The sequence below is a fragment of the Kocuria sp. CNJ-770 genome, from assembly GCF_001942375.1.
Lineage (GTDB): Bacteria > Actinomycetota > Actinomycetes > Actinomycetales > Micrococcaceae > Kocuria > Kocuria oceani.
In genome coordinates, this window is sequence record NZ_MKJW01000079.1 from 18,900 (window position 1) to 43,384 (window position 24,485).

Annotated in this window: 18 protein-coding genes, 2 tRNA genes and 2 pseudogenes; 11 read left to right on the top strand and 11 right to left on the bottom strand. The window is 72.4% G+C overall.

The window, feature by feature from the left end:
• Positions 1–13: 13 nt before the first annotated feature.
• Together BJF77_RS05490 and BJF77_RS05495 are read left to right on the top strand one after the other, a co-directional pair.
• Positions 14–1,102 (top strand): NAD(P)H-dependent glycerol-3-phosphate dehydrogenase, encoded by a 1,089-nt coding sequence (locus tag BJF77_RS05490; protein WP_083664991.1) that lies wholly within the window; start codon positions 14–16, stop codon positions 1,100–1,102.
• On the top strand, positions 1,099–2,217 hold the full coding sequence (locus tag BJF77_RS05495) for a D-alanine--D-alanine ligase family protein (RefSeq protein WP_075871529.1): 1,119 nt from the start codon (positions 1,099–1,101) through the stop codon (positions 2,215–2,217). The genes BJF77_RS05490 and BJF77_RS05495 overlap by 4 nt, the downstream gene beginning before the upstream one ends.
• 52 nt (positions 2,218–2,269) lie before the next feature.
• On the opposite strand, the gene BJF77_RS05500 is transcribed toward BJF77_RS05495, so the two are convergent.
• The 3 genes and pseudogenes from BJF77_RS05500 to BJF77_RS05510 all read right to left on the bottom strand — a co-directional run bounded on the left by BJF77_RS05500 (position 2,270) and on the right by BJF77_RS05510 (position 4,639).
• Positions 2,270–2,878 (bottom strand): class F sortase, encoded by a 609-nt coding sequence (locus BJF77_RS05500; RefSeq protein ID WP_083664985.1) that lies wholly within the window; start codon positions 2,876–2,878, stop codon positions 2,270–2,272.
• A 132-nt stretch (positions 2,879–3,010) separates the two neighbouring features.
• Positions 3,011–3,319, bottom strand: a pseudogene (locus BJF77_RS05505) (alcohol dehydrogenase catalytic domain-containing protein); the annotation flags it as partial.
• 192 nt (positions 3,320–3,511) lie between these two features.
• On the bottom strand, positions 3,512–4,639 hold the full coding sequence (locus BJF77_RS05510) for a YihY/virulence factor BrkB family protein (protein ID WP_075871530.1): 1,128 nt from the start codon (positions 4,637–4,639) through the stop codon (positions 3,512–3,514).
• A 173-nt stretch (positions 4,640–4,812) separates the two neighbouring features.
• Between BJF77_RS05510 and BJF77_RS05515 the strand changes: the two genes are divergently transcribed.
• Positions 4,813–5,643: a transglutaminase family protein gene (locus BJF77_RS05515; RefSeq protein WP_158041190.1), complete on the top strand. Its 831-nt coding sequence runs from the start codon at positions 4,813–4,815 to the stop codon at positions 5,641–5,643.
• A 13-nt stretch (positions 5,644–5,656) separates the two neighbouring features.
• On the opposite strand, the gene BJF77_RS05520 is transcribed toward BJF77_RS05515, so the two are convergent.
• The 6 genes and pseudogenes from BJF77_RS05520 to bcp all read right to left on the bottom strand — a co-directional run bounded on the left by BJF77_RS05520 (position 5,657) and on the right by bcp (position 13,579).
• Entirely contained in the window at positions 5,657–6,037 is a 381-nt protein-coding gene (locus tag BJF77_RS05520) for a MarR family winged helix-turn-helix transcriptional regulator (RefSeq protein ID WP_238986095.1), read from the bottom strand.
• A 295-nt stretch (positions 6,038–6,332) separates the two neighbouring features.
• Positions 6,333–9,493, bottom strand: a pseudogene (locus BJF77_RS05525) (efflux RND transporter permease subunit).
• 182 nt (positions 9,494–9,675) lie between these two features.
• Positions 9,676–11,160 (bottom strand): malate:quinone oxidoreductase, encoded by a 1,485-nt coding sequence (locus tag BJF77_RS05535; protein ID WP_075871532.1) that lies wholly within the window; start codon positions 11,158–11,160, stop codon positions 9,676–9,678.
• Positions 11,161–11,276: 116 nt separating this feature from the next.
• Positions 11,277–12,875 carry an ABC transporter substrate-binding protein gene (locus BJF77_RS05540; RefSeq protein WP_047804516.1) on the bottom strand — a complete coding sequence of 533 codons (1,599 nt, stop codon included), beginning with the start codon at positions 12,873–12,875 and terminating at the stop codon, positions 11,277–11,279.
• Between the two features lie 111 nt (positions 12,876–12,986).
• A tRNA-Leu gene (locus tag BJF77_RS05545) sits at positions 12,987–13,070 on the bottom strand.
• A 35-nt stretch (positions 13,071–13,105) separates the two neighbouring features.
• Positions 13,106–13,579 carry a thioredoxin-dependent thiol peroxidase gene (bcp, locus tag BJF77_RS05550; protein ID WP_047804517.1) on the bottom strand — a complete coding sequence of 158 codons (474 nt, stop codon included), beginning with the start codon at positions 13,577–13,579 and terminating at the stop codon, positions 13,106–13,108.
• A 218-nt stretch (positions 13,580–13,797) separates the two neighbouring features.
• Here bcp and BJF77_RS05555 point away from each other — a divergent pair, with 218 nt between their 5' ends.
• Entirely contained in the window at positions 13,798–14,349 is a 552-nt protein-coding gene (locus tag BJF77_RS05555; RefSeq protein ID WP_075871533.1) for a MarR family winged helix-turn-helix transcriptional regulator, read from the top strand.
• Positions 14,350–14,607: 258 nt separating this feature from the next.
• Here BJF77_RS05555 and BJF77_RS05560 read toward each other — a convergent pair.
• Positions 14,608–14,683: transfer RNA gene (locus tag BJF77_RS05560), tRNA-Lys, on the bottom strand.
• Between the two features lie 572 nt (positions 14,684–15,255).
• Between BJF77_RS05560 and BJF77_RS05565 the strand changes: the two genes are divergently transcribed.
• From BJF77_RS05565 to BJF77_RS05580, 4 genes are all read left to right on the top strand, one after another.
• A complete protein-coding gene (locus BJF77_RS05565; protein WP_047804518.1) occupies positions 15,256–17,148 on the top strand; it encodes an acetolactate synthase large subunit in 1,893 nt (630 codons plus the stop codon).
• Positions 17,149–17,150: 2 nt separating this feature from the next.
• Positions 17,151–17,660, top strand: coding sequence for an acetolactate synthase small subunit (ilvN, locus tag BJF77_RS05570; protein ID WP_047804519.1), 510 nt, complete (start codon positions 17,151–17,153; stop codon positions 17,658–17,660).
• A gap of 100 nt (positions 17,661–17,760) precedes the next feature.
• Positions 17,761–18,786 (top strand): ketol-acid reductoisomerase, encoded by a 1,026-nt coding sequence (ilvC, locus tag BJF77_RS05575; protein WP_075871534.1) that lies wholly within the window; start codon positions 17,761–17,763, stop codon positions 18,784–18,786.
• 160 nt (positions 18,787–18,946) lie between these two features.
• Complete coding sequence (locus BJF77_RS05580) at positions 18,947–19,801, top strand: CPBP family intramembrane glutamic endopeptidase (protein WP_083664992.1); 855 nt, start codon at positions 18,947–18,949, stop codon at positions 19,799–19,801.
• Here the strand turns inward: BJF77_RS05580 and BJF77_RS05585 are convergent.
• Entirely contained in the window at positions 19,755–20,423 is a 669-nt protein-coding gene (locus BJF77_RS05585) for an AIM24 family protein (protein WP_047804521.1), read from the bottom strand. The genes BJF77_RS05580 and BJF77_RS05585 overlap by 47 nt on opposite strands.
• 95 nt (positions 20,424–20,518) lie before the next feature.
• Here BJF77_RS05585 and metG point away from each other — a divergent pair, with 95 nt between their 5' ends.
• The 3 genes from metG to BJF77_RS05600 all read left to right on the top strand — a co-directional run bounded on the left by metG (position 20,519) and on the right by BJF77_RS05600 (position 24,444).
• The gene (metG, locus tag BJF77_RS05590; protein WP_075871535.1) at positions 20,519–22,081 is read left to right on the top strand and encodes a methionine--tRNA ligase; all 1,563 of its coding nucleotides are present in this window, start codon (positions 20,519–20,521) and stop codon (positions 22,079–22,081) included.
• 78 nt (positions 22,082–22,159) lie between these two features.
• Positions 22,160–23,236, top strand: coding sequence for a 3-isopropylmalate dehydrogenase (locus BJF77_RS05595; RefSeq protein WP_075871536.1), 1,077 nt, complete (start codon positions 22,160–22,162; stop codon positions 23,234–23,236).
• A gap of 98 nt (positions 23,237–23,334) precedes the next feature.
• A complete protein-coding gene (locus tag BJF77_RS05600; RefSeq protein WP_075871537.1) occupies positions 23,335–24,444 on the top strand; it encodes a branched-chain amino acid aminotransferase in 1,110 nt (369 codons plus the stop codon).
• Positions 24,445–24,485: the final 41 nt, after the last annotated feature.

Here is a 24,485-nt window from a genome sequence, read left to right on the forward strand (position 1 = left end):
GCTCCCGCCCGTCCTGTCCGGCACCGCCGAGGGCCCCCGGAAGATCGCCGTGCTGGGCGCCGGGTCCTGGGGCACCACCTTCGCCAAGGTCCTGGCCGACAGCGCCCGGGCCGCCGCGCACGCCCGGCACGAGCCGCCGGCCCGCACCGTCGTGCTCTGGGGGCGCGACGCGGAGGCCATGGGCCACGTGGCCCGCACCCACGTCAACGACCGCTACGTGCCCGGCATCCGGCTGCCCGGGCTCCTGCAGGCCACCGGCGACCTCGCCGCCGCCCTGCACGGGGCCGACCTCGTGGTCCTCGCGGTGCCCGCCCAGGCGCTGCGCGCGCAGCTGGCCGCAGCGGCCCCGCACCTCGACCCGGAGGCGGTGCTGCTCTCCCTCGCGAAGGGGCTCGAGCGGGACACCGGGCTGCGGATGAGCGAGGTGGTCGCCGAGGAGCTCGGCCGGGACACGGACCGGGACGCCGAGCACTGGCGGGAGCGCACCTGCGTGCTCTCCGGGCCGAACCTGGCCATGGAGATCGCCGAGGAGCAGCCCACCGCCTCCGTCGTCGCGGCCTCCACCACGGAGCTGGCCACCTGGGTGGCGCACGCCTGCCGGACCCGCTACTTCCGCCCGTACACGAACACCGACGTGGTGGGCACCGAGATCGGCGGGGTGGTCAAGAACGTCATCGCCCTGTCCGTGGGGATCGCCGACGGGCGCCACTTCGGGGAGAACTCGAAGGCCTCCATCATCACCCGCGGGCTGGCCGAGACCACCCGCCTCGCCCTCGCCCTCGGCGGCCGGCTCGAGACGCTCTCCGGCCTGGCCGGGATGGGCGACCTCGTGGCGACCTGCTCGTCGCCGCTGTCCCGCAACCGCACGGCGGGCCGGCTCCTGGGGCTCGGCGCGAGCCTCGCCGAGGTGCAGGAGGAGATGACCCAGACGGCCGAGGGGATCAAGTCCGCACCTGCCGTGCTGGCCCTGGCCCGCCGGCACGGCGTCGACATGCCCATCACCGAGGCCGTCGTGGCCATCCTGCGCGAGGACCTCACCGTCGACGACCTGGCCCCGCTGCTGCTGGGCCGCGAGATCAAATCCGAAGGGACCACCCCATGACCCCCCGCCCCTGCGTCGCCGTGCTCTTCGGCGGACGCTCCAGCGAGCACTCCATCTCCCTCATCACGGCCCGCGGCGTGCTGCGGGCCATCGACCGGGAGAAGTGGGACGTGGTGACGGTCGGCATCTCCACCTCCGGCGAGTGGTTCCTCTGCCCCCAGGAGGAGCTGGAACGGCTGCTGGACGAGAACCCCATCGCCGAGCTGCCGGTGGGGGAGGACCTCGTGAGCCTGCCCCTGAAGGTCGGGGAGAACGAGCTGATCGTCCGGCAGGCCGGCTCCTGCGGGGAGACCGTGACCCGCGACCGCCACATCGACGTGGTCCTGCCCCTGCTGCACGGGCCCTTCGGCGAGGACGGCACCCTGCAGGGGCTCCTCGAACTCGCGGACCTGCGCTACGTCGGCTGCGGGGTGACCGCCTCCGCGGTGGGCATGGACAAGCACTTCATGAAACTGGCCTTCGAGGCGGCCGGGATGGAGGTGGGCCCCTACACCGTGGTCACCGACCGCCAGTGGGCGCTCGACCCGGCCGGCGTGCGCGAGCGGGTCGCCGCGCTGGGCTTCCCCGTGTTCGTCAAGCCGGCCCGGGCGGGCTCCTCCTTCGGGATCACCAAGGTGGACCGGCCCGAGGAGCTGGACGCGGCGATCGAGACCGCCCGCGAGCACGACCGCAAGCTCGTGGTCGAGGCCGGCATCGTGGGCCGGGAGATCGAGTGCGCCGTGCTCCAGGGCCGCGGCACGGACCCGGCCCGCACCTCGATGCCCGGGGAGATCGAGATCGTCGACGAGCACGCCTTCTACGACTTCGAGGCCAAGTACGTCTCCCAGGCGTCCGCGAGGCTCAGCTGCCCCGCGGACCTGCCGCAGGAGGCGACCGACGCCATCCGCGCCGGAGCCGTGACCGCATTCGAGGCGCTCGACGGCGAGGGCCTGTGCCGTGCCGACTTCTTCTACACCCCGGACGGCCGGGTCGTCATCAACGAGGTCAACACCATGCCCGGCTTCACCCCGATCTCCATGTACCCGCGGATGTGGGCGGCGTCCGGGCTGGCCTACGCGCGGCTGATCGACGAGCTGCTCGGCCTGGCCATGGAGCGCCCGGTCGGCCTGCGCTGACTCCCCGCGAGTGCCGGCTTCCCGGCGACCACCGGCTCCCCCGCGACCGGGCCTAGGTCTCCGGGGCGGGGGAGGCGGTGACCACGACGTTCTTGCCGACCGCGTCGCTCGTGTAGCAGCTGATCAGCACGATGCGGTGGGGCACGACCCGCCAGATCTCGCTGTCCTTGAGCGTGTCCTTCTCGTAGGTCGTGACGGAGTCGACCACGTAGTCGAGCGTCCCGTCGACCGTCTCCACCTCGAGCCGTTTCCCGACCAGGGCCGGATCGCTGAGCTTGTTGAACGGCAGGTCGATCCGGTCGTAGCTGTGCCCGGCGATGTAGGTGGTGTTCTCCGAGCCCGCGCCGGGCATCCCGTAGGGGGTGAGCCAGTAGCCGCTGTAGGTCTGCGGGGGCACCAGGGAGGCCTCCGCGAGCTGGTCCTCCGTGGGGTTGTAGGGCAGGACGTCCGCCTCGAAGCCCACGGCGTCGATGTCCAGGCGCAGCGGCGACGCCGCGCGCGGGGTGTGGCCGAAGAGCTCCTGGGCGAGGAACCACTGGTTCATCAGCGCCACCCAGAGCACGGCGGCGCAGATCGTCACCACGGCCGCCCACCGCGCCCGCGGGTCCGTGCGGGACGTCGTGCCCGGGCGCGGCGGCGCCGGCAGGGTGTTGGTGCCCATGCTGTCCTGTTCTCCGTGGTCCCGGCCGCGGCGCCGGGACCGGTCGTCCCTGTGCGCGGTCCCGGCCGCCGCACCGGCGCCGCGGCGAGCGGCGCCGGTGCCGCGGACGGCTCAGCCGCGCGTGCGCCCGAGCGGCTCGCCCCGCCGGCAGGCCCGGCACTGCCCGCACACCGCCCGCCAGTTCAGGATCACGTGGTCGCCCACGGCGACCTCCGTCACCCCCTCACCGACCGCCGAGACGATGCCCGAGGACTCGTGGCCCAGCAGGTAGGGGAAGTCCTCGCCCACCGCCCCGACCTTGTAGTGCAGGTCGGTCTGGCACACCCCGCAGGTGAGCACGTCCACCAGGGCCTCGCCCGGTCCCGGGTCCGGGACCAGGATGGTCTCCAGGGTGGCCGGCTCGTTCTTCGCCTTGACGACGACTCCTCTGACCTCGTGCATGGGGAATGGTCCTTTCTGCGGACGACGTGGCGGTTCCGGTCCGGAACCCTGCTCCCCAGTCTAGGGAAGGGCGCACCGGGGCGGCGGTGCGGTCCCGGGAACGCCGCAGCGGCGACCCCGTGGGGCTGGGCCACGGTGTCGCCGCTGCGGTGCCCGCCGAGCTCTCGGAGCTGCGCGGTGCGGTGCTCGGGATCAGGAGGCCGAGCTGCTGCCCTGCCGGGAGGTCCCGGAGTCGTCGTCGGAGTCGCCGGAGGAGTAGTCGAGGTGCTCGTGCTCCAGGCGCAGCTTGCGGCCGCGGTCGATGAGCTTCTCCTCCTTCTTCTCCTGCTTGTCGATCTGGCGGGTGTCCCGCGGCGGGAGCTGGATGGTCTCCTCGGCCTTGATCCCGCCCTGGAGCTCGCGGCCGCGCTCCACCTCGGCGTCGATCTCCGCGCCCAGCAGCAGCACGTTGTTGATGATCCACAGACCGAGCAGGAGGATGATGACGGAGCCGATGATCCCGTAGGTGGCGTTGTAGGACGCGAAGTTGACCACGTACCAGGTGAAGGCGGCCGCGGCCAGGGCCGCCACGATCAGGGCGACGATCGAGCCCATGCTGATCCAGCGGAACTTCGGCTGCTCCACGTTGGGGGTGAAGTAGTAGAGGATCGCGATGAGCACGATCGCCAGGGCGACGACGACCGGCCACTTGGCGATGTTCCAGACGGTCACCGCGGTCGTGCCGAGGCCGATGAGGTCGCCCACCCACTGGGCGATGCCACCGGAGATCAGGAGCATCAGCATGATCAGCACCACGACGAGCACCAGGACCAGGGTCACGAGGATGTTCATCGGCCGCAGCTTCCAGATCGGCCGGCCCTCCTCGACCTCGTAGATCCGGTTCATGGCCCGGCCGAACGCCCCTGTGTACCCGGAGGCGGTCCACAGGGCGCCGAGCAGACCGGTGAACAGGGCGAGCCCGGCGCCGGTGCTGGTGGTGAGGTTGTTGATGGGCCCCTCGAGCAGCGTGACGAGCTCCGGCGGCGCGTAGTCGCTGAGGAAGTTCGTGATGGCCTGGGTGGTGGCCTGTCCCTGCCCGAACACGCCGAGCAGGGAGACGATGGCCAGCAGCGCGGGGAAGAGGGAGAGCACCGCGAAGTACGTCAGCGACGCGGCGAGGTCGGTGCAGTCGTCTTTGGAGAACTCGGAGAGCGAGCGCTTGAAGATGTAGCCCCACGCGGGCTTGCTGAGCTCGGTGGGGCTGTCCGGCTTGCGGTTGTCCTCGGGGTCCGGGGCGGTCCGCTCCTTGGACCGGCTGTCCTGGGTCGTGTCCTGTGCCATCGTGCACGTCCTTCGGTCGTGGCCGCCGGATCCGGTGCGTGGGCTCCGGCCGGCGGCGGGGGCGTGTGGGGGAGGTCTCCTGCATCAGTGTACTGATGATCGATCGGGTGGGCGACAATGGTGCTGGCGGGCCGCGGGCCCGGCCGACATCCCGTCTGATCAGGAGGCCCCTCGTGCCCACCACCCGGCGCACCGTCTCCGCGGAGGTCGACTTCGCGTCCGAGACCGACCACCTGGCGGTGTTCTCGCTCGCCGCCGCCCGTCTGGGCGGCGGTCCGCACCCCGGGGAGCGGCTGCGCCTGCGGGTGGACGGCGAGCCGCTGCCGCTGGAGCCGGCCGAGGACCTGCACGGCACCCGGCTGCACCTGGCCCGCGTGCCGGGCGGGACGCAGTGCACCGTCTCCTACGAGCTGGTCCTGGACGGCGCTGGGGGCCCGCCGCCGGCGGCGGCGTCCGTGGACGTGGTCCGCTACACGCGCCCGAGCCGCTTCTGCCCCTCCGACGAGATGACCGGCACCGCCGACGCCCTGTTCCCGGGAGCCCGCGGCGGTGGCTACGCGACCCTGCAGCGGGTGCGGGACTGGGTGCACGAGAACCTGGACTACGTGGCGGGCTCGTCGACGGCCACGGACACCGCCGTGCACACGTACCTGACCCGCCAGGGCGTCTGCCGCGACTACGCCCACCTGCTCATCACCCTGCTGCGGTCCCTGGGCGTGCCGGCGCGGCTGGTGTCCGTCTACGCCCCCGGGCTGTCCCCCATGGACTTCCACGCCGTGGTCGAGGCGTGGCACGACGGCGGATGGTACATCCTCGACGCCACGGGACTGGCCCCCCGCTCGGAGTTCGTGCGGATCGCCACCGGCGCCGACGCCTCGGAGACGGCGTTCCTGACCACCCTGCAGGGGCGGATCACGCTGGGGGAGATGCGGATCGCGGCGGAGTCCACCGCGGGCACGTCCGAGGATCCCGGGGCGCGGGTCGTCCTTCCGCTGCCCGGCTGAGCGGACGGGCCGGTCAGAGGGAGTTGACGGCCTCCCGCAGGCGGTCCGCCAGCCGGGTGAGGATGCGCAGCTCCTCCGGGTCGAGCCCGGCGGACATCAGCTCGTGCACGTGCACCCGGAACTGCTCGGCGATCTGCGCCTGCATGGCCCGGCCCGCATCGGTCAGCCGGATCCGCAGGCCCCGCAGGTCCTGGGGGTCCTGCCAGCGGTGCACCAGCCCCTTGAGCTCCAGGCGTTCGAGCATCCGGCTGAGGCTGGACTGGGTGAGCAGCACGTACTCGTTGAGCTCGTTGAGCCGCATCCCCGACTCGTCGGAGCGCGACAGGTTGAACAGGACGTCGTACTCGCGGGCCGAGAGCTCCGCGAACTCGGGTTGGCGCTGGAGGCGCCGCATGACCGTCACCTGGGCCCTGAAAAGGGCCTCCCAGGCGTCGGCGCTGTTCTGCACACGGTCTGTTTCTCTGCGGGGCACACGTTAATGCTACGACCGGGTTACATGGCCGGACCGGGCGCGAGTGTCCCCCTTTCGGGGGTCCCCCCACCGGGGCCGGGTGGGGCCCATCCGGGCAGTACCCCGACACCCCGTTCTGACCAGGCCGGATGAGGCCGGGGCCTCCCCGGCCGACCGCGCAGGCTCTGTGTGGACACCAGCATTCCCTAACGCAAATGTCCACGAAAGAGCGCAGGTGTCACGCGTCGGCCAGCGCCGCGATCCGCTCCTCCCGGCGGCGGTGGCGCTCCTCCCTGCGGGCCTCCACGAGCCGGTAGAGCACCGGGACCAGCACCAGGGTCAGCAGGGTCGAGGAGATGAGCCCGCCGATGACCACCACGGCCAGGGGCTGGGAGATGAAGCTGCCCTGCCCCGTGACCCCGAGCGCCATGGGCGTCATCGCCAGGATGGTGGCCAGTGCGGTCATCACGATGGGCCGCAGGCGGCGGGTCGCGCCGCGCTCGATGGCGTCCTCCAGCGCCATGCCGTGCTCCCGCCCCCGGTACTGGTTGATGAGGTCGATCAGCACGACCGCGTTGGTCACCACGATCCCCACCAGCATGAGCACGCCCACGAGGGAGGCCAGGCCCAGGGGCACCGCGGAGACGAGCAGCGCGAGCACCGCGCCCGTGGCCGCGAACGGGATCGAGACCAGCAGGATCAGCGGCTGGACCAGGGACTTGAACGTCGCCACCAGGACCACGTAGACGATGGCGATGGCCGCGAGCACCGCGAGGCCCAGCTGGCGGAAGGTCGTCTGCTGCTCCGTCGCGGCACCGCCGAGCTCGGCGGCCGCGCCCTGCGGGAGGTCGAGTCCGGCGAGGGCCTCCTGCACCGCGGCGCTCGTGGCGCCGAGGTCGTCGCCCGCCGGGGTGACGGCCACGGTCGCGGTGCGCTGGTCGCGGCTCGAGGTGATGGTCTCGACGGTGAGCGTCTCCTCGACCTCGGCCAGGTCGTCCAGGCGGGCCACTCCGCCGGCCGTGGGCACCGGGAGGGCGCGCAGGGCCTCGACGTCCTCCACGGCGCGGCCCTCGCCGATGGTCACGGCCACGGAGTCGGCGTCCAGGTCGATGGACCCGGCCGGGAGGGGGTTGACCGTTCCGGCCAGCGCCCCGGTGACCTGCTCCTCGGTCAGCCCGCGCTCGGCCGCGGCGGCCCGGTCGACGGTCACGACCACGGTGGGCTGGGTCGCGGCCAGGTTGCTCGTCACCTGCCCGGCGGAGTCGAGCCCGCGCATGGCCTCCACGACGGCGCCGTCCGCCGTGACCAGCGTGTCCTGGTCCGGGGCGCTGACGGTGATCTCCACGTCGCTGCTGGTGAACCCCTGGGCGCCCTGCACGGAGAAGTCGCCGGCGCCGTCCAGGGCGTCCAGCTGCTCGCCCACGCTCCGGCGCAGCTGCTGCTGGTCGACCTCGGCGTCCGTCGTCACGGAGAAGGTGGCGCTGTTGCTGCCGCTGCCGGGCATGAACGCGGAGAAGCCGCCGCCGGTGCCCATGGTGACCTGGACGTCCTCGATACCCTCGGTCGAGGCGAGCACCTCCTCGGCGCGGGACGCCTGCTCGGAGGTCACGGCCAGGGCGGTCCCGGCCGGGAGGTCCTGCTCGATCGTCATCGTGTTCTGTCCCGTGTCCCCCAGCAGGTTCGTGGGCAGCACCGGCAGCAGGGCGGCCGTGCCCGCGAGGACCAGCACGCTCACCCCTACCGTCGCCCACGGGTGCCGCTGGGTGCCGCGCAGCACCGGGAGGTAGCCGCGGGCCAGACGGGTGGGCGCCTCGGCGCCGGTGGAGGACCAGGGCGCCGTCCGGGCGGAGGCCGTGCTGGAGCGGCGCCGGGCCAGGCGCGGATCGCGCAGGAACCAGTACGCCAGGACCGGCACGATCGTCAGGGACACCACCAGGGAGGACAGCAGGGCGATGGTCGTGGTGAGCGCGAACGGCCGGAACAGCTCACCGGTCACGTCGCCCACGAAGGCGATCGGCACGAACACCGCCACGGTGATCAGCGTCGAGGCGGTGATCGCCCCGGAGACCTCGCGCACCGCGGTGAGGATGGCCCGGCGCTTCGCGTTGGCGGGGTCCGTGCGCAGGTCCACCGTCCCGTAGTGGCGCTTGATGTTCTCGATCACCACGATGGAGTCGTCCACCACACGTCCCACGGACAGCGTGATCGCGGCGAGCGTCAGGAGGTTGAGCGAGTAGCCCAGGGCGCTGATGCCGATGAACGTGGCCAGCAGGGACAGCGGGATGGAGATCGCCGTGACCAGGGTCGAGCGCAGGGACGCCAGGAACACCAGGATGACGAGGACGGCGAAGGCCAGGCCCAGGAGGCCCTCCACGGTGAGGTCCTCGATGGACTGCTCGATGTAGGGCGCCTGGTCGAAGACGGTCGTGATCCGGGCGCCGTTGCCCAGGTCCTCCTCGAGCCGAGGGACCATCTCCTCGACGGCCCGGGAGATCCCCACGGTGTCCCCGTCCGGGGTCTTCGTGACGGACACGGCGAGGGTCGGCTCACCGTTGGTGCGCGTGATCGAGGTCTGCTCCTGGTCGGCGAGCTGCACGGTGGCCACCTCGCCGATGGTGGTCGTCCCGGCGGCAGCGGGGGTGTCCTCGGGGGTGTCCTCGGAGCGGGGGAGGGGGACGTTGCGCACGGCCTCGAGGGAGTCCAGCGGGGAGCCGGCCTGGACGGGGACGCTCGTGGCACCGTCCTCGACCGTGCCCACCGGCACGAGCCCGCCGCTCTCCTCCAGCGCGGTGCGGAGGTCGGCGGGAGTGGCCCCGGCGCGGGCGAGCTGCGCCTGGTCCGGCAGGATCGACACGACCTGCTCCGGGGCGCCGCTGACCTCGGCCGAGCGCACGCCGTCGATCTTCTGCAGGTCCGGGACCGTGAGCGCTCCAGGTCCGCGGCCAGGGGGCTGAGCGCCTCGTCGGAGGACACGGCGAGGAAGACGATGGGGAAGTCCGCGACGGACCCGGCGAAGGCGGTGGGCTCGACGTCCTCCGGCAGCTGCGTCTCGACGTTGGACACGGCCCGCTCCACCTGGTTGCGGGCCCGGTCCAGGTCGGTGCCGTACTCGAAGCCGAGCTGGATCTCGGACAGCCCGCTGCGCGAGGTGGACGTGGAGCTCTCCAGGCCCTCCACGATGTTCAGGGCGCGCTCCAGCGGCCGGCCCACCTGCTCGTCGACCACCTCGGCCGAGGACCCCGGCATCACCGAGACCACGCTGATCACGGGGATCTCCAGGGAGGGGATGAGCTCCTGCTTCATGGAGCGCATGCTGAGCACGCCGAAGACGGCCACGAAGACCGTGATGAGCACGATCAGGGCGCGGTTGGCCATTGAGGCGCGGGCGAGGAGAAACACGCGTGCTCCTAGGGGAGGGACGGTCGAGGGCGCCCCGGGGAGGCCGGGAGCGGGCGCTCCTCAGCGTACCGCCGGAATCCGACAGGGGGCCGGGACCGTCCGTGCCGGCACCGGGCGGGGGCGGGCACGCCGCGAGCCCCGGACCGGCGGGTCCGGGGCTCGCGTGCCGGGCCGGCGCGGGGTCAGCCGATGCCGAGCACCTGGGCGGTGCGGCCCATGACCTCGTCCGCGAGCTGCGGGTGGTCGTTGAGGGTGACGCCGTAGGAGGGGATGAGCTCCTTCAGGCGGCCCTCCCACCCGGAGATCCGCCCCGGGAAGGACTTGGCCAGCAGGTTGAGCATGATGGGCACGGCCGTGGAGGCACCCGGGGACGCCCCCAGCAGGCCGGCGATGGAGCCGTCGGCGGCGGTGATGAGCTCGGTGCCGAACTGCAGCACGCCGCCCTTCTCCTTGTCCCGCTTCATCACCTGCACCCGCTGGCCGGCCTCGACGAGCTCCCACTGGGAGCCGTCGGCGGTCGGGTAGAACTGCTGGAGGGCCTCGACGCGCTGCCCCTTGGTCTTGGCCAGCTCGCTCAGCAGGTACTTCACGAGGTCCAGGTTCGCCAGGCCGGCGCGGGTCATGGGGTAGAGGTTGTGCGGGCGCACGGACAGCGGCAGGTCGAGGAACGAGCCCTGCTTGAGGAAGTTGGGCTTGAAGCCGCCGTAGGGGCCGAAGAGCAGGGCGCGCCGGCCGTGCTCGTACCGGGTGTCCAGGTGCGGCACGGACATGGGGGGAGCCCCCACGGAGGCCTGGCCGTAGACCTTGGCGTTGTGCTGGGAGGCCACGTTCTCGTCGGTGTTGCGCAGCCACAGGCCCGAGACCGGGAACCCGCCGTAGCCCTTGGCCTCGCGGATGCCGGACTTCTGCAGCAGCGGCAGGGCGCCGCCGCCGGCGCCCACGAAGACGAACTTGGCCCGGATCAGGCGGTGGCCCTCGGCGTTGAGCCGGTTCTTGACCTCGGCCACCCACGTGCCGTCGCTCTGCCGGTCGAGGTCCACGACCTGCTGGCCGTAGCGGACCTCGCCGCCCCGGGCCTGCAGGTGGGCGACCTGCTGCCGCGTCAGCTCGCCGAAGTCGACGTCGGTGCCCTCCGGGGACCAGGAGGCGGCCACCCGCCCGGCGCCCCGGCCGTGCATGGTCAGGGGCGCCCAGCCGGCGATCCTGTCCCGGTCCTCGGTGTACTCCATGCGCTCGAAGAGCTTGTTCGGCTTCAGCGCCTCGTAGCGGCGCCGCAGGTAGTCGCTGTGGGCGTCGCCGAAGACCAGGGACATGTGCGGCACGGGGTTGATGAAGGTTCGCGGGTCCTGCAGCTTGCCCTCGGACACGAGGGAGGCCCAGAACTGGCGGGAGAGCTGGAACTGCTCGTTGATGCTCAGCGACTTGGCCGGGTTCACCGAGCCGTCGGCGGCCTGCGGGGCGTAGTTGAGCTCGCACAGCGCGGAGTGGCCCGTGCCGGCGTTGTTCCAGACGTTGGAGCTCTCCGCGCCCACCTGGTCCAGGCGCTCCAGCAGCGTGATGTCCCACTGCGGCTCGAGCTCCTTGAGGAACACGCCGAGGGTGGCGCTCATGACGCCGCCCCCGATCAGGAGGACGTCGGTCGATTCCGTTGCCTGAGGTGATGTCACAGTCGATGCTCCCGTAGAACGCCCGGCGCTGACGCTGCGCCGGTGAGTGGTCGGGACTCAGACTAACGCCACGCCCGGACGATTCCCGAATGGCACCGGGCGCTCGGCGGCCGGACTCAGCGCGCGGGGTCGAGGCGGACCCGGTTGAACTCCTCGTAGCCGGTGGAGGTCAGCGGGAACGAGGTGACGGAGTCGTCGACGGCCACGGCCGAGATCGGGTGGGCCAGCGGGACGGCCGGCAGCAGACGGGAGAGTCGGTCGTTGATCGACGCGTAGGCGCGGGTGCGCTCCTCGCCGTCGGGCAGGGCCGCCGCGCGGTCGACCGCCCGGAACAGCGAGGCGTTGTCGATCCCGAACTCGCCGCCGGGCCCGCCGAAGAGCGCCCCCATGAAGTAGTCCGGATCCCGGTAGCCGCCGTTCCAGCCCAGCAGGTGCAGGGCGTGGTCGCCGTCCGGGTCCTGGACCTGCTGGACGTACCCGTCCGTCCAGTCCACCGGCACGGGCTCGATCACGAAGCCCGCCCGGACCAGCTGGGCCGCGATGTCGGCGTAGACCTTCTCGGGCTCCTGCATGTACGTGCGGGAGGTGTGGCGCGGGTAGTAGAAGCGCAGCGGCTCCCCGTCGTAGGAGGACTGTGCGAGCAGCTCCCGCGCCCGCTGCGGGTTGTAGGAGGGCACCTGCAGGTCCGTCCCGTCCATCGCGAAGCGGGCCGGGAGGAACTGGTCGGCGACCCGGGTGCCGTCGGGATAGTGCTCGCGCACGATGGCGCCCCGGTCCACCGCGGCGGCGATCGCCTCCCGCACGTCCGGGTCGTCGAGCGGGGGCACGTTCTGGTTGATGCCGAGGTAGGAGACCGAGTACGGGTCCCGCTGGAAGACCTGGACGCCCTCCCGGGCCAGCGGGGCGAAGGAGTCCAGGCCCACCTGGTCGTAGCCGTCCACCTGGCCCAGGCGCAGCGCGACGTAGCGCAGCTCGGGCTCGGCGACGGTGCGGAACTCGAGGGTGCCGATGTCCCCGAGCTCACCCCAGTAGCCGGGATCGGCCCGGAGCACCACGCGGGTGCCGTCCCCGGACTCGTAGCGGAACGGGCCGGTTCCCACGGGGTGGGTCCCCTGCGTGCCGGCCGCCAGGGCCTCCGGGGAGGCGATGCCGAAGGCCGGCTGCGTCAGCGCCCGCAGCACGGGCGTGCGGGCGGAGGTCAGGGACAGCTCCAGGGATGAGGGCGACTCCACGGTGCAACCCTCGTACAGGGTCCCGCCGTCGGCGGCGCGGAAGACCGTGGCGAAGGAGGTCCGCTGCCCGGCAGCGGCCAGGGACTCCCAGCGCTCGAAGTTCGCGCAGACCGCGTCCGCGTCCAGGACGGTGCCGTCGTGGAAGCGCACCCCGTCGCGCAGCTCGAAGGTGTAGGTCAGCCCGTCCGCCGAGCGCTGCCAGGACGTGGCGAGCGCCGGCACGGGCTCGCCCGTCGACGGGTCAGCCCGCACCAGGCCCTCCAGCATCTGGGCCGCGATCCGTGAGGTCTCCACGGTGCTGACCACCGCCGGGTCCAGGGTGGGCGCCGCCGCCGCGTTGGCGAAGACGAACGTGGCCTGCGGTACCGAGCGGGAGGCCGTGGGAGCGGGCGAGCCGTCGCCGGGCGCGCACGCGCTCACGGCGAGCAGCCCCGCGCAGAGCGCGAGGGCGGCCGCGGTGCGGGGAACTCGCCTGGGCGCCATGGGTCCTTCGTGGCCGGCCGGACCGGCCGGCGGGGTGGTCGTCGTCGTGGAGGCCGCCGTGCTGATCGCCGTCGGCCGGGTCGTGCTCAGGCCCCGTGCGGGGCCGTGGGGTGCGCGAGGCGGGACTCGAACCCGCACGCCGGTCAGGGCACAGGAACCTAAATCCTGCGTGTCTGCCAGTTCCACCACTCGCGCCGAGGGGCCCGTCCGGGCCCCCGCTCATCCTAGCCTCAGGCGTCGAGCCCGAGGTCCCGGCGCAGCTTCGCCACGTGTCCCGTCGCACGGACGTTGTACTGCGCGAGCTCCACGTCCCCCTCCGGGCCGACCACCACGGTCGAGCGCACGAGGCCCTCGTAGGTCTTGCCGTAGTTCTTCTTCTCGCCCCAGGCCCCGTACGCCTCGGCGACCCGGTGGTCGGCGTCGGAGAGCAGGGGGAAGGTCAGGGCCTCGGCGTCGGCGAACCGGGCCAGCGCCTCCGGGCCGTCGGGGGAGATGCCGACGACGGCGAAGCCGTCCGCGGCGAAGCGCTCCAGGCTGTCGCGGAAGTCGCACGCCTGCGTGGTGCAGCCGGGCGTGGAGGCCTTGGGGTAGAAGTAGACGACCACGCGGCGCCCGCGGTGGTCGGCGAGCGAGACGGGCCGGCCCTGCGCGTCGGGCAGGGTGAAGTCGGGGGCCTTCCGGCCGGGTTCGAGACGTGCCGCCATGAACGGTTCCTCCATGCTGTCGTGCTGTGCTGTGCTGTGCTGTGCTGTGCTGTGCGGGCGGTGCCCGGACCACGAAGACTACCGGCGGTTCCCGGGGGGCCGCTGGACGGGTCAGCGGGCGGCACCTCGGGACCCCGGTGTCCACGCGCGGCGAAATGCTCATAAGTTTGCTTAGCATGATGCTGTAATCGGCGTTCCGGGTCGGTAGACTGCTTTTCATGCCTTTCACCACTCAATGGCCCACCAACAGACTGCTCTCCACGGCGGCGCGTCTCGTGGAGCACGCCTGGAACGAGCGCCTGGCCACGCTCGGCGTCACCCATGCGGGCGTCATGGCCCTCGACGTGCTGCAGACCGCGGGGAGCATGACGCAGGCCCAGCTGGCGCACCGCGTCCGGGTGCAGGCGCAGACCATGGGCAAGACGCTGCACCGGCTCGAGCTGCACGGGCACGTCACCCGCTCGAAGAACGTGCGGGACCGCCGCAGCCACCTCGTGTCGATCACCCCGGAGGGGCAGCGCATCCTCGAGGCCGCCACGCAGCTCGAGGACGACCTGGTGGGGGACGGCCTGCTCACCGACGAGAGCCTGCGCCGCACCCTGGCCGACATCATCACCACCCTCGGCGGCGCCCGCTGGAAGCTGCGGGTGGAGCCCGACGGAACCGTCACCGACGCCGGTTCCGCCGGCGCGTCCCCGGCCGCCCAGGAGATCGAGGTGGACGACGCAGTGGAGCGCGAGACCGTGGCCCAGGGCGACACCACTCCCTGAGCCGGTCCGCGCCGCCCGCGGCCCCGGCCGGGAGGCGGCGCGACGCGGTCTCCGCACCGCCGCGCGCGGGACCACGAGGGCAGGGCCCCGCCGAGGACGCCCGGGGCACAGCCGTGACCCCGGGCACTGTCGTGCCCGGGCCGGCGCGGGGAGGCCGACGACGACGGGAGGCGTCCCAAGGCCGGAGTGGTGCGCTGCAATCGGTCCCGGAAACGACGAGAGGCCCTGCCGCGTGCTGATGCGGCAGGGCCTCTGCTGTGGTGCGCCCCCTCGGACTCGAACCGAGAACCCATTGATTAAGAGTCAATTGCTCTGCCAATTGAGCTAGGGGCGCGGGTGCTGCGGCAGAAACAGTAGCACGACCCGGCCCGGGGGCCGAATCGGGCCGGCCGGCTTGCGCCGTGCTCCGCCTCGCAACGAGAAAGTACTCTACCACCTCACGGCGGCTTGTCCATTTCGCCCGGACCGCCTCGGGGCCGCCCCGGATCCGCCGCACCGCGCGTGCGGCCGGCGCCCGGTCCGGCCGGACGTGCCGTGCGGACCCCGGGCTGGTTCGCCGCACGGAGCCGGCCGCTGCCGCGGCGGCAGGAGGGCGGCCCCACAAAGGCTGTCGCGGGCGCGCGGCGACGGCCCCGGCGTGCGCTGTCTCACATGGTGGGACGGGCCGTCCGAAGATTGACACGCCCGGGCGGGCGGCAGAGCATGGAGCCATGCAACTCAGCCACGGTGTCGTCCAGCTCACGGTACGCGTCCTCGTCGGACGCGGGGCCTGAGCCGACGACCGGTCGAGCGCACGGGCCCTGTCGCACCACCCGGTGCAGCGAGGGCCCTTTTTCTTGCCCGGCGCCATCGGGGACGCGACCGCAGGGGCCGGAACAGAACCACCGACACCAGAAGGACAGTGACATGAGCAAGGGACAGCCGATCAGCCCGGCGCTGATGGCCACCAAGCGGGTGGACACCGCCGCCGACCACCGGCCTCCGGGCGCCCGCGAGCACGTCGTCCCGGCAGCCCCGGCCGTCCACGGGCCCGGCAACACCGTGCCGCCCATGCAGATGACCGGCTCCCAGGCCGTCATCCGGTCCCTGGAGGAGCTCGGGGTGACCGACGTGTTCGGCCTGCCCGGCGGCGCCATCCTGCCGACCTACGACCCGCTGATGGACACCGACAGGATCAACCACATCCTGGTCCGGCACGAGCAGGGCGCCGGCCACGCCGCCGAGGGCTACGCCCTGGCCTCCGGGCGGGTGGGCGTGTGCATCGCGACCTCCGGCCCCGGGGCCACGAACCTCGTCACTGCGATCGCGGACGCGCACATGGACTCCATCCCCATGGTCGCCATCACCGGGCAGGTGTCCTCGAAGGTCATCGGCTCCGACGCCTTTCAGGAGGCCGACATCGTGGGAATGACGATGCCGATCACCAAGCACTCCTACCTGGTGACGCAGGCCGAGGAGATCCCGCGGGTGCTCGCCGAGGCCTTCCACCTCGCCTCGACCGGCCGGCCCGGTCCCGTGCTCGTGGACATCGCCAAAGACGCCCAGCAGGACACCATGACGTTCTCCTGGCCGCCGCGGATGGACCTGCCCGGCTACCGCCCCGTCACCCGCGGGCACGCCAAGCAGGTGCGGGAGGCCGCCAAGCTCGTCGCGGCCGCCCAGCGCCCGGTGCTCTACGTGGGCGGCGGGACGATGCGCGCCGACGCGGCGGCCGAGCTCGCCGAGCTGGCGGAGCTCACCGGCGCCCCGGTGGTGACCACGCTGACCGCGCGCGGAGTGTTCCCGGACTCCCACGAGCAGAACCTCGGCATGCCCGGGATGCACGGCACCGTCCCGGCCGTGTACGCGATGCAGCAGGCCGACCTGCTGGTGACGCTGGGCGCGCGCTTCGACGACCGGGTCACCGGCCACCTGGAGACCTTCGCCCCCACCGCCCGGATCATCCACGCCGACATCGACCCGGCCGAGATCTCCAAGAACCGCACCGCCGACGTCCCGATCGTGGGCGACGTCAAGGAGATCATCCCGGACCTGGTCGCCGCCGTGCGCCAGGAGTTCGAGCGCGGCGGCGCGCCGGACCTCTCCGCGTGGTGGACCACGCTCAGCGGCCTGCAGGCCACCTATCCGCTCGGCTACCCGAAGCCCGCCGACGGGCTGGGCTCCCCGCAGCACGTCATCGAGCGGATCTCCGCCCTGACCGGCCCCGAGGCCGTCTACGCGTCGGGCGTGGGCCAGCACCAGATGTGGAGCTCCCACTTCGTGCGCTACGAGCGGCCCCGCCAGTGGCTGAACTCCGCCGGCCTGGGCACCATGGGCTTCGCCGTGCCCGCCGCGATGGGCGCGAAGGTCTCCCAGCCGGACCGCGTGGTGTGGGCGATCGACGGCGACGGCTGCTTCCAGATGACCAACCAGGAGCTCGCCACCTGCACGATCAACAACATCCCGATCAAGGTGGCCGTGATCAACAACTCCTCGCTGGGCATGGTGCGCCAGTGGCAGACCCTGTTCTACGACGGCCGGTACTCCAACACCGACCTGAACACCGGCCACGACAGCATCATGGTGCCCGACTTCGTCAAGCTCGCCGAGGCCTACGGGTGCGCCGCGCTGCGCTGCACCCGGGACGAGGACGTGGACGACGTCATCCGCCAGGCCCTCGAGATCAACGACCGCCCCGTGGTGATCGACTTCGTGGTCTCCGCCGACGCGATGGTGTGGCCGATGGTGCCCGCCGGCGTGTCCAACGACCAGATCCAGATCGCCCGCAACATGACTCCCGACTGGGACGAGGAGGACTGACCATGAGCCGACACACCCTCTCCGTGCTGGTCGAGGACAAACCCGGCGTGCTCACCCGCGTGGCCGGGCTGTTCGCCCGCCGCGCCTTCAACATCGACTCGCTCGCCGTGGGACCCACGGAGCTCGACGGCGTCTCCCGCATCACCGTGGTGGTGGACGCCGAGGGCGAGCTGCTCGAGCAGGTGACGAAGCAGCTGAACAAGCTGATCAACGTCATCAAGATCGTCGAGCTCACCACCGAGTCGTCGGTGCAGCGTGACCACATCATGGTCAAGGTGCGCGCCGACGCCGCGACCCGTCTGCAGGTCACCCAAGCCGCAGACCTGTTCCGGGCCACCGTTGTCGACGTCTCCACCGAGTCGCTCGTCATCGAGGCCACCGGCGCCCCGGACAAGCTCCGGGCGCTGCTCGACATCCTGGAGCCGTTCGGCGTCCGGGAGATCGTCCGGGCCGGTACGCTGGCCCTCGGACGTGGTCCCAAGTCGATGAGCGACCGCGCCCTGCGCCACTGACGCCCCCGGGCGGCGGTGCCCCGGGCGCCGGCCCACAGACACCCCAACCACCTCGCGGCGGGTTCCGCCGCGCCCATCCATGCTTCAAGGAGACACCCCCATGGCAGAGATCTTCTACGACGACGACGCCGACCTGTCGATCATCCAGGACCGCTCCGTCGCCGTCATCGGCTACGGCTCCCAGGGCCACGCCCACGCGCTGAACCTGCGCGACTCCGGCGTGGACGTCCGGATCGGCCTCGCCGAGGGCTCGAAGTCCCGCGCGAAGGCCGAGGCCGAGGGGCTGCGCGTCCTCACCGTCGCGGACGCCGTCGAGGAAGCCGACGTCATCATGATCCTCACCCCGGACCAGGTCCAGCGCCACGTCTACGCCGAGTCGATCGCCCCGAACCTGAAGGACGGCGACGCCCTGTTCTTCGCCCACGGCTTCAACATCCGCTACGGCTACATCGAGGCCCCCGAGGGCGTCGACGTCGTCATGGTGGCGCCGAAGGGGCCGGGCCACACCGTGCGCCGCGAGTTCGAGGCCGGCCGCGCCGTGCCCGCCCTCGTGGCCGTCGAGAAGGACGCCTCCGGCGCGGCCCTCGAGCTGGGCCTGTCCTACGCCAAGGCCATCGGCGGCACCCGCGCCGGCGTGATCAGGACCACCTTCACCGAGGAGACCGAGTCCGACCTCTTCGGCGAGCAGGCCGTGCTGTGCGGCGGCATGTCCCACCTCGTCCAGTACGGGTTCGAGACCCTCACCGAGGCCGGCTACCAGCCGGAGATCGCCTACTTCGAGGTCCTGCACGAGCTCAAGCTCATCGTGGACCTCATGGTCGAGGGCGGCATCGCCAAGCAGCGCTGGTCCATCTCCGACACCGCCGAGTACGGCGACTACGTCTCCGGCCCCCGCGTGATCAACCCCGCGGTCAAGGAGAACATGAAGGCCGTGCTCGCCGACATCCAGGACGGCACCTTCGCCAAGCGCTTCATCGAGGACCAGGACCAGGGCGGCCCCGAGTTCAAGAAGCTGCGCGAGAAGGAGGAGACCCACCAGATCGAGGTCACCGGCCGCGAGCTGCGCAAGCTCTTCGCCTGGACCTCGCCGGACGCCGACTACGTGGAGGGCACCGCGGCCCGCTGATCCGCACCCGCCCCGCCGCCCACGACGGCGGCGGGGGCACCGGCCGAGGGGCCGCGTCCGCACGTCATGCGCCGAGCATTCCGTGCGGACGCGGCCCCTCGCCGTGTCCGGAGCCGTACCCTGACGGCGGAGGCAGCCGCCACGATCGGGGGTGGTCCGCATGGCGGACGTCGGGGCACGCGAGCGGTCGCCCGGCGGGGGCGTGCGGAGCTGGGCCGGGCGCCACCAGCTCGTGGTCTACTTCGCGCTGGCCTACGCCTGGTCCTGGACGTGCTGGGCACCCCTGCTGCTCGGGGCCGGCGGCACGGTCCTGCTCCTGCTCGGCGGCTTCGGCCCGTTGCTGGCGGCGGCCGCGGCCACCCGGCTGGCGGGGGAGCCGCTGCGGACCTGGGCCCGGGCGATCGTGCGGTGGCGGGTCCCCGTCCGCTGGTGGGCCTGGGCGCTGGGGCTGCCCGCGCTGCTGTACGCCGTCGTCAACCTGGTGCTCGTGGCGCTGGGCCGGGAGGTCGACTGGTCCCTGGCCCTCGCCCGGGCCCCCGCCTACCTGGCGAGCTTCGCCTTCGTTGCCGTCCTCGGGGGCGGCCTCGAGGAGCCGGGGTGGCGCGGGTTCGCGCTGCCGCGGCTGCAGGCCCGGCTGGGGCCGCTGCGCGCCACGGCGCTGCTGGGCCTGCTGTGGGGGGTGTGGCACGTGCCGCTCTACGGACCGCTGGGCTTCGCGGTGCCCTTCGTCCTGGCGTTCTTCTACACGCCGCTCTACAACCGCACCCGCAGCGTGCTGCTCTGCGTCCTGCTGCACGCGAGCTTCACCCCGGCCCAGGACCACCTCGTGCTGCTCGCCGCGGACCCGGTGCACACCGGGCTGCTGGACGTGGTGGACCTCGTGCTGTTCGGCACCTACGCCGGGGCCGCGCTGGTCGTCGTCGGCCTCACCCGGGGGCGGCTGGGCGACCCCGGCTCCCGGCGGCGGCTCAGCCCTGCCGCACCACCGGGACGCCCTCCGAGGGCTGGACGATGACGAAGCCGGGGCCCGAGAAGGCCAGCTGGAAGGACTCGCCCGAGCCGCCGCGGAGCAGGGAGCCCATCGACAGGTCGTTCTGGATCCCCGGGACCAGGTTGGCCGACCACGCCACGGCCGCCTGCGGGTCCACGTACGTGGGCTGGCTCGCGCAGTCCAGGATCATCGGCGCCCCGTCGGAGCACAGGGCGAGCACCCCGTGGCCGGAGAGCTCCAGGTTGAACAGCCCGCCCGCCATCATCCCGGCCCCGCCCACACGCCGGATGTCCCAGGACAGGGTGTCGTCGAAGGCCAGCAGGGAGGAGCTGCTGACCGTCATCCCCTCGCCCTCCAGCAGCACCGTGAACACGGTGCGCGCCTGCCGGGCGAAGAACACCTCGCCCTCGCCAGAGACGCGCATCATGGGCGCGTCCTCGCTGGTCAGCACCTTCTTCATCAGCTTGCCGATCGAGCCCGAGCCCTCGTGCCGGAAGCCCATCCGCCCCTGGTAGGCGACCATGGCGCCCTTCGTGGCGACGACGTCCGGGCCCAGGCCCACCCGGAGCATCCGGGAGGACTGCAGGGTCCAGCGCTCCTGGCTCTGGCGTTCGAAGTTGTCCTGGGCGAAGAGCTCGCTGCGCACGGTGGCCTCCTGAGGGATCGGTGCCGGCTGTCCCGCCCATCGTGGCACCCGCGGGCGGGCGCCGCAGCCCCGGCGCGGTCGGTAGAGTGGAAACCGTGACTTCCTCCGACCGCACCCCGTACTACATCACCACGGCCATCGCGTACCCCAACGGCACCCCGCACATCGGGCACGCCTACGAGGTGATCGCGACCGACGTCATGGCCCGGTTCAAGCGGCTGGACGGTTTCGACGTCCGCTTCCTGACCGGCACCGACGAGCACGGGCAGAAGATGCAGCAGACCGCGGAGAAGGAGGGGCTGACCGCCCGGGAGCTCGCCGACCGCAACGCGGAGCGCTTCCGGGCGATGGACGACGCCCTGAACATCTCCTACGACCGCTTCATCCGCACCACGGACCCCGACCACTACGCGGCCTCGGCGGCCATCTGGCGGCGCATGGAGGAGGCCGGGGACGTCTACCTCGGCAAGTACGCCGGCTGGTACTCGGTGCGCGACGAGGCGTTCTACGCCGAGGACGAGACCGAGCTGCGCGAGGACGGGCTGCGCTACTCGCTCGGCACCGGCACGGAGGTCACCTGGACGGAGGAGGAGTCCTACTTCTTCCGGCTCTCCGCCTACCAGGACCGGCTCCTGGCCCTCTACGAGCAGCAGGGCTTCGTGTTCCCGGAGACCCGCCGCAACGAGGTCGTCTCCTTCGTCCGCTCGGGCCTGGAGGACCTCTCGATCTCCCGCACCACCTTCGACTGGGGCGTGCCCGTGCCCGGCGACCCGGACCACGTGATGTACGTGTGGGTGGACGCACTGACCAACTACCTCACCGGGGTCGGCTTCCCGGACACCGACTCGGAGCTCTTCCGGCGCTACTGGCCGGCCGACGCGCACGTGATCGGCAAGGACATCGCCCGCTTCCACGCGGTGTATTGGCCGGCGTTCCTGATGTCGGCCGGGCTGCCCCTGCCCGAGCGGGTCTTCGCCCACGGGTTCCTGTTCAACCAGGGCGAGAAGATGTCCAAGTCCGTGGGCAACGTGATCGACCCGCACGCCCTGGTCGCCGAGTACGGGCTGGACCAGCTGCGCTTCTTCCTGCTGCGCGAGGTGCCCTTCGGCCAGGACGGCAGCTACTCGCACGACGCCATCCGCAACCGCATCAACTCCGACCTCGCCAACGACCTCGGCAACCTGGCCCAGCGCTCGCTGTCGATGGTCGCGAAGAACTGCGAGGGCCGGGTCCCGGCCCCGGGGGAGCTCACGGCCGAGGACCGGGCGATGCTCGACGCCGCGGCCGGCCTCTACGAGCCGGTGCGCGCGGAGTTCGACGAGCAGCAGTTCCACCGGGCCCTGGAGCTCGTCTGGCGGGTCGTCGCCGAGACCAACCGCTACTTCACCGCCCGGGAGCCGTGGAAGCTGCGCAAGACCGACCCGCAGCGGATGGCCACGGTGCTGTGGGTGACCCTCGAGGTCGTGCGCACGGTGGGGCTGCTCGTGCAGCCGGTGATGCCGGAGGCGGCCGGCCGGCTGCTCGACGTGCTCGGCCAGGCCGAGGGCGACGCCCGGCTCTTCACCGCCCTGGGCACGCCGCTGGTCCCCGGCACCCCGCTGCCCGCCCCGGCGCCGGTGTTCCCCCGCTACGAGGAGCCGGCGGCCCTGCAGGCCTGAACCCTCGGGGCCGTCCGGCATGTGAGACGTCCGTCCGGAGCGTGGATGCTCGCGCCACGGCGCTCCTATCCTGAGGGCATGAGCGAGCCGACTCCCGCAGCAGCCCCCGCCCACCTGAGCATCGCCGTCGTCCCCGGCGACGGCATCGGCCCGGAGGTGGTGGCCGAGGCGGAGAGGGTCCTCGACGCCGTGACCTCCGCCGCCGGCGTCCGCGTGGACAAGCGCCGGTTCGGTCTCGGCGCCCAGCACTGGCTGGAGACGGGGGAGACCCTCACCGAGCAGACGCTGGAGGAGCTGCGCGGCCACGACGCCATCCTCTTCGGCGCGGTGGGCGCCGCCCCCGGCGACCGCCGGGTGCCCTCCGGGGTCATCGAGCGGGACGTGCTGCTGCGGATGCGCTTCGCCCTGGACCACTACGTGAACCTGCGCCCCTCCCGGCTCTACCCGGGCACCACCAGCCCGCTCGCCCGGCCCGGGGACATCGACTTCGTGGTGGTCCGCGAGGGCACCGAGGGCCCCTACGCCGGCAACGGCGGGGTGCTGCGCCCCGGCACCGACGCCGAGATCGCCACCGAGGTCTCGCTCAACACCGCCCACGGCGTGCGCCGGCTGGTGCGCTACGCGTTCGAGCTGGCCGCCCGGCGCGAGCGCAAGAAGCTCACCCTGGTGCACAAGCACAACGTCCTGGTCAACGCGGGGCGGCTCTACTCCCGGCTGGTCGAGGAGATCGGCGCCGGGTTCCCGGAGGTCGCGGTCGACTACCTGCACGTGGACGCGGCGACCATCTTCCTCACCACCGACCCGGCGCGCTTCGACGTGATCGTCACCGACAACCTCTTCGGCGACATCCTCACCGACCTGGCCGGCGCGGTCACCGGCGGCATCGGCCTGGCCCCGGCGGGCAACATCAACGCGGACCGCACCGCGCCGTCGATGTTCGAGCCGGTGCACGGCTCCGCGCCGGACATCGCCGGGCGGCAGCTGGCGAACCCGGTCGCGGCGATCCTGGCGACCGCCATGATGCTCGAGCACCTCGGCCTCCCGGAGCAGGCCGCCCGGATCGAGGCCGCCGTGCAGCAGGACCTCGCCGCGCACGGGACCGAGACGCGCAGCACCGCCCAGGTGGGCGACGGCGTGCTCGCCGCGCTGGCCTGAGCCGCCCCGCCCGCGTGCTCCGGGGATAGGCTGGGGCACGAACCATCCGCCCGCCCCGCGTGCCGGTCGCCACGGGGTCGACCCCGCAGGGAGACGCAGTGACCACTCAGCCCACCACCTTCGCCCACCACCTGACCCAGGACCCGGTCCCGGAGGAGGTGCGCGCGGCCATCCTCGCCGACCCGGGCTTCGGCACGAACTTCTCGGACCACATGGTGAAGATCGACTGGTTCGGCGACGTCGTCGCGGGCACGGGGAGCTGGAGCGACCCGCGGATCGAGCCGTACGGGCCGCTGGTGCTCGACCCCGCCGCCGCGGTGCTCCACTACGGCCAGGAGATCTTCGAGGGGCTGAAGGCCTACCGGCACGCGGACGGCTCCGTGTGGACGTTCCGGCCCGAGGCCAACGCGGCCCGGCTCAACCGCTCGGCCCGCCGGCTGGCGCTGCCGGAGCTGCCCGAGGAGATGTTCCTGGACTCCCTGCGCGAGCTCGTCGCCGTGGACGAGCAGTGGGTGCCGGACGGGGAGGGCGAGTCCCTGTACCTGCGCCCGTTCATGATCGCCACCGAGGCGTTCCTGGGCGTGCGCCCGTCCCGGCAGGTGCTGTACTCGGTGATCGCCTCCCCGGCCGGCAACTACTTCGGCGGGCCCGTGAAGCCGGTCGACATCTGGCTCTCCCGCGACTACGCCCGCGCCGGGCGCGGCGGCACCGGGGCGGCCAAGTGCGGCGGCAACTACGCGGCCTCGCTGGTCGCCCAGATCGAGGGCGAGTCCCACGGCTGCCAGCAGGTGATGTTCCTGGACCGGGACCGCGGGGACGCCGTCGAGGAGCTGGGCGGGATGAACGTGTTCTTCGTCCTCGGGGAGGACACGCTGGTCACCCCCGAGCTCACCGGCACCATCCTGGAGGGCGTCACCCGCACCTCGATCATCCAGCTCGCGCGCGACCGCGGGATGACCGTCGAGGAGCGCCGCTTCACCCTCGAGGAGTGGCGGGAGGGCTGGCGGTCGGGCGAGGTCACCGAAGCCTTCGCCTGCGGGACCGCGGCCGTGATCACGCCCATCGGCCGGCTCCTCTCCGCGGAGGGGACCATCGGCGAGGAGGGCGCCCGCCCCGGGGCCGTCACCATGGACATCCGCAAGCAGCTGCTGGACATCCAGACCGGCCGCGCGGAGGATCCCCACGGCTGGCTCACCCGCCTGGTCTGAGTCCCCCGGCCCCCTCGGTGACCGGCCGAGGGGGCCGCGCG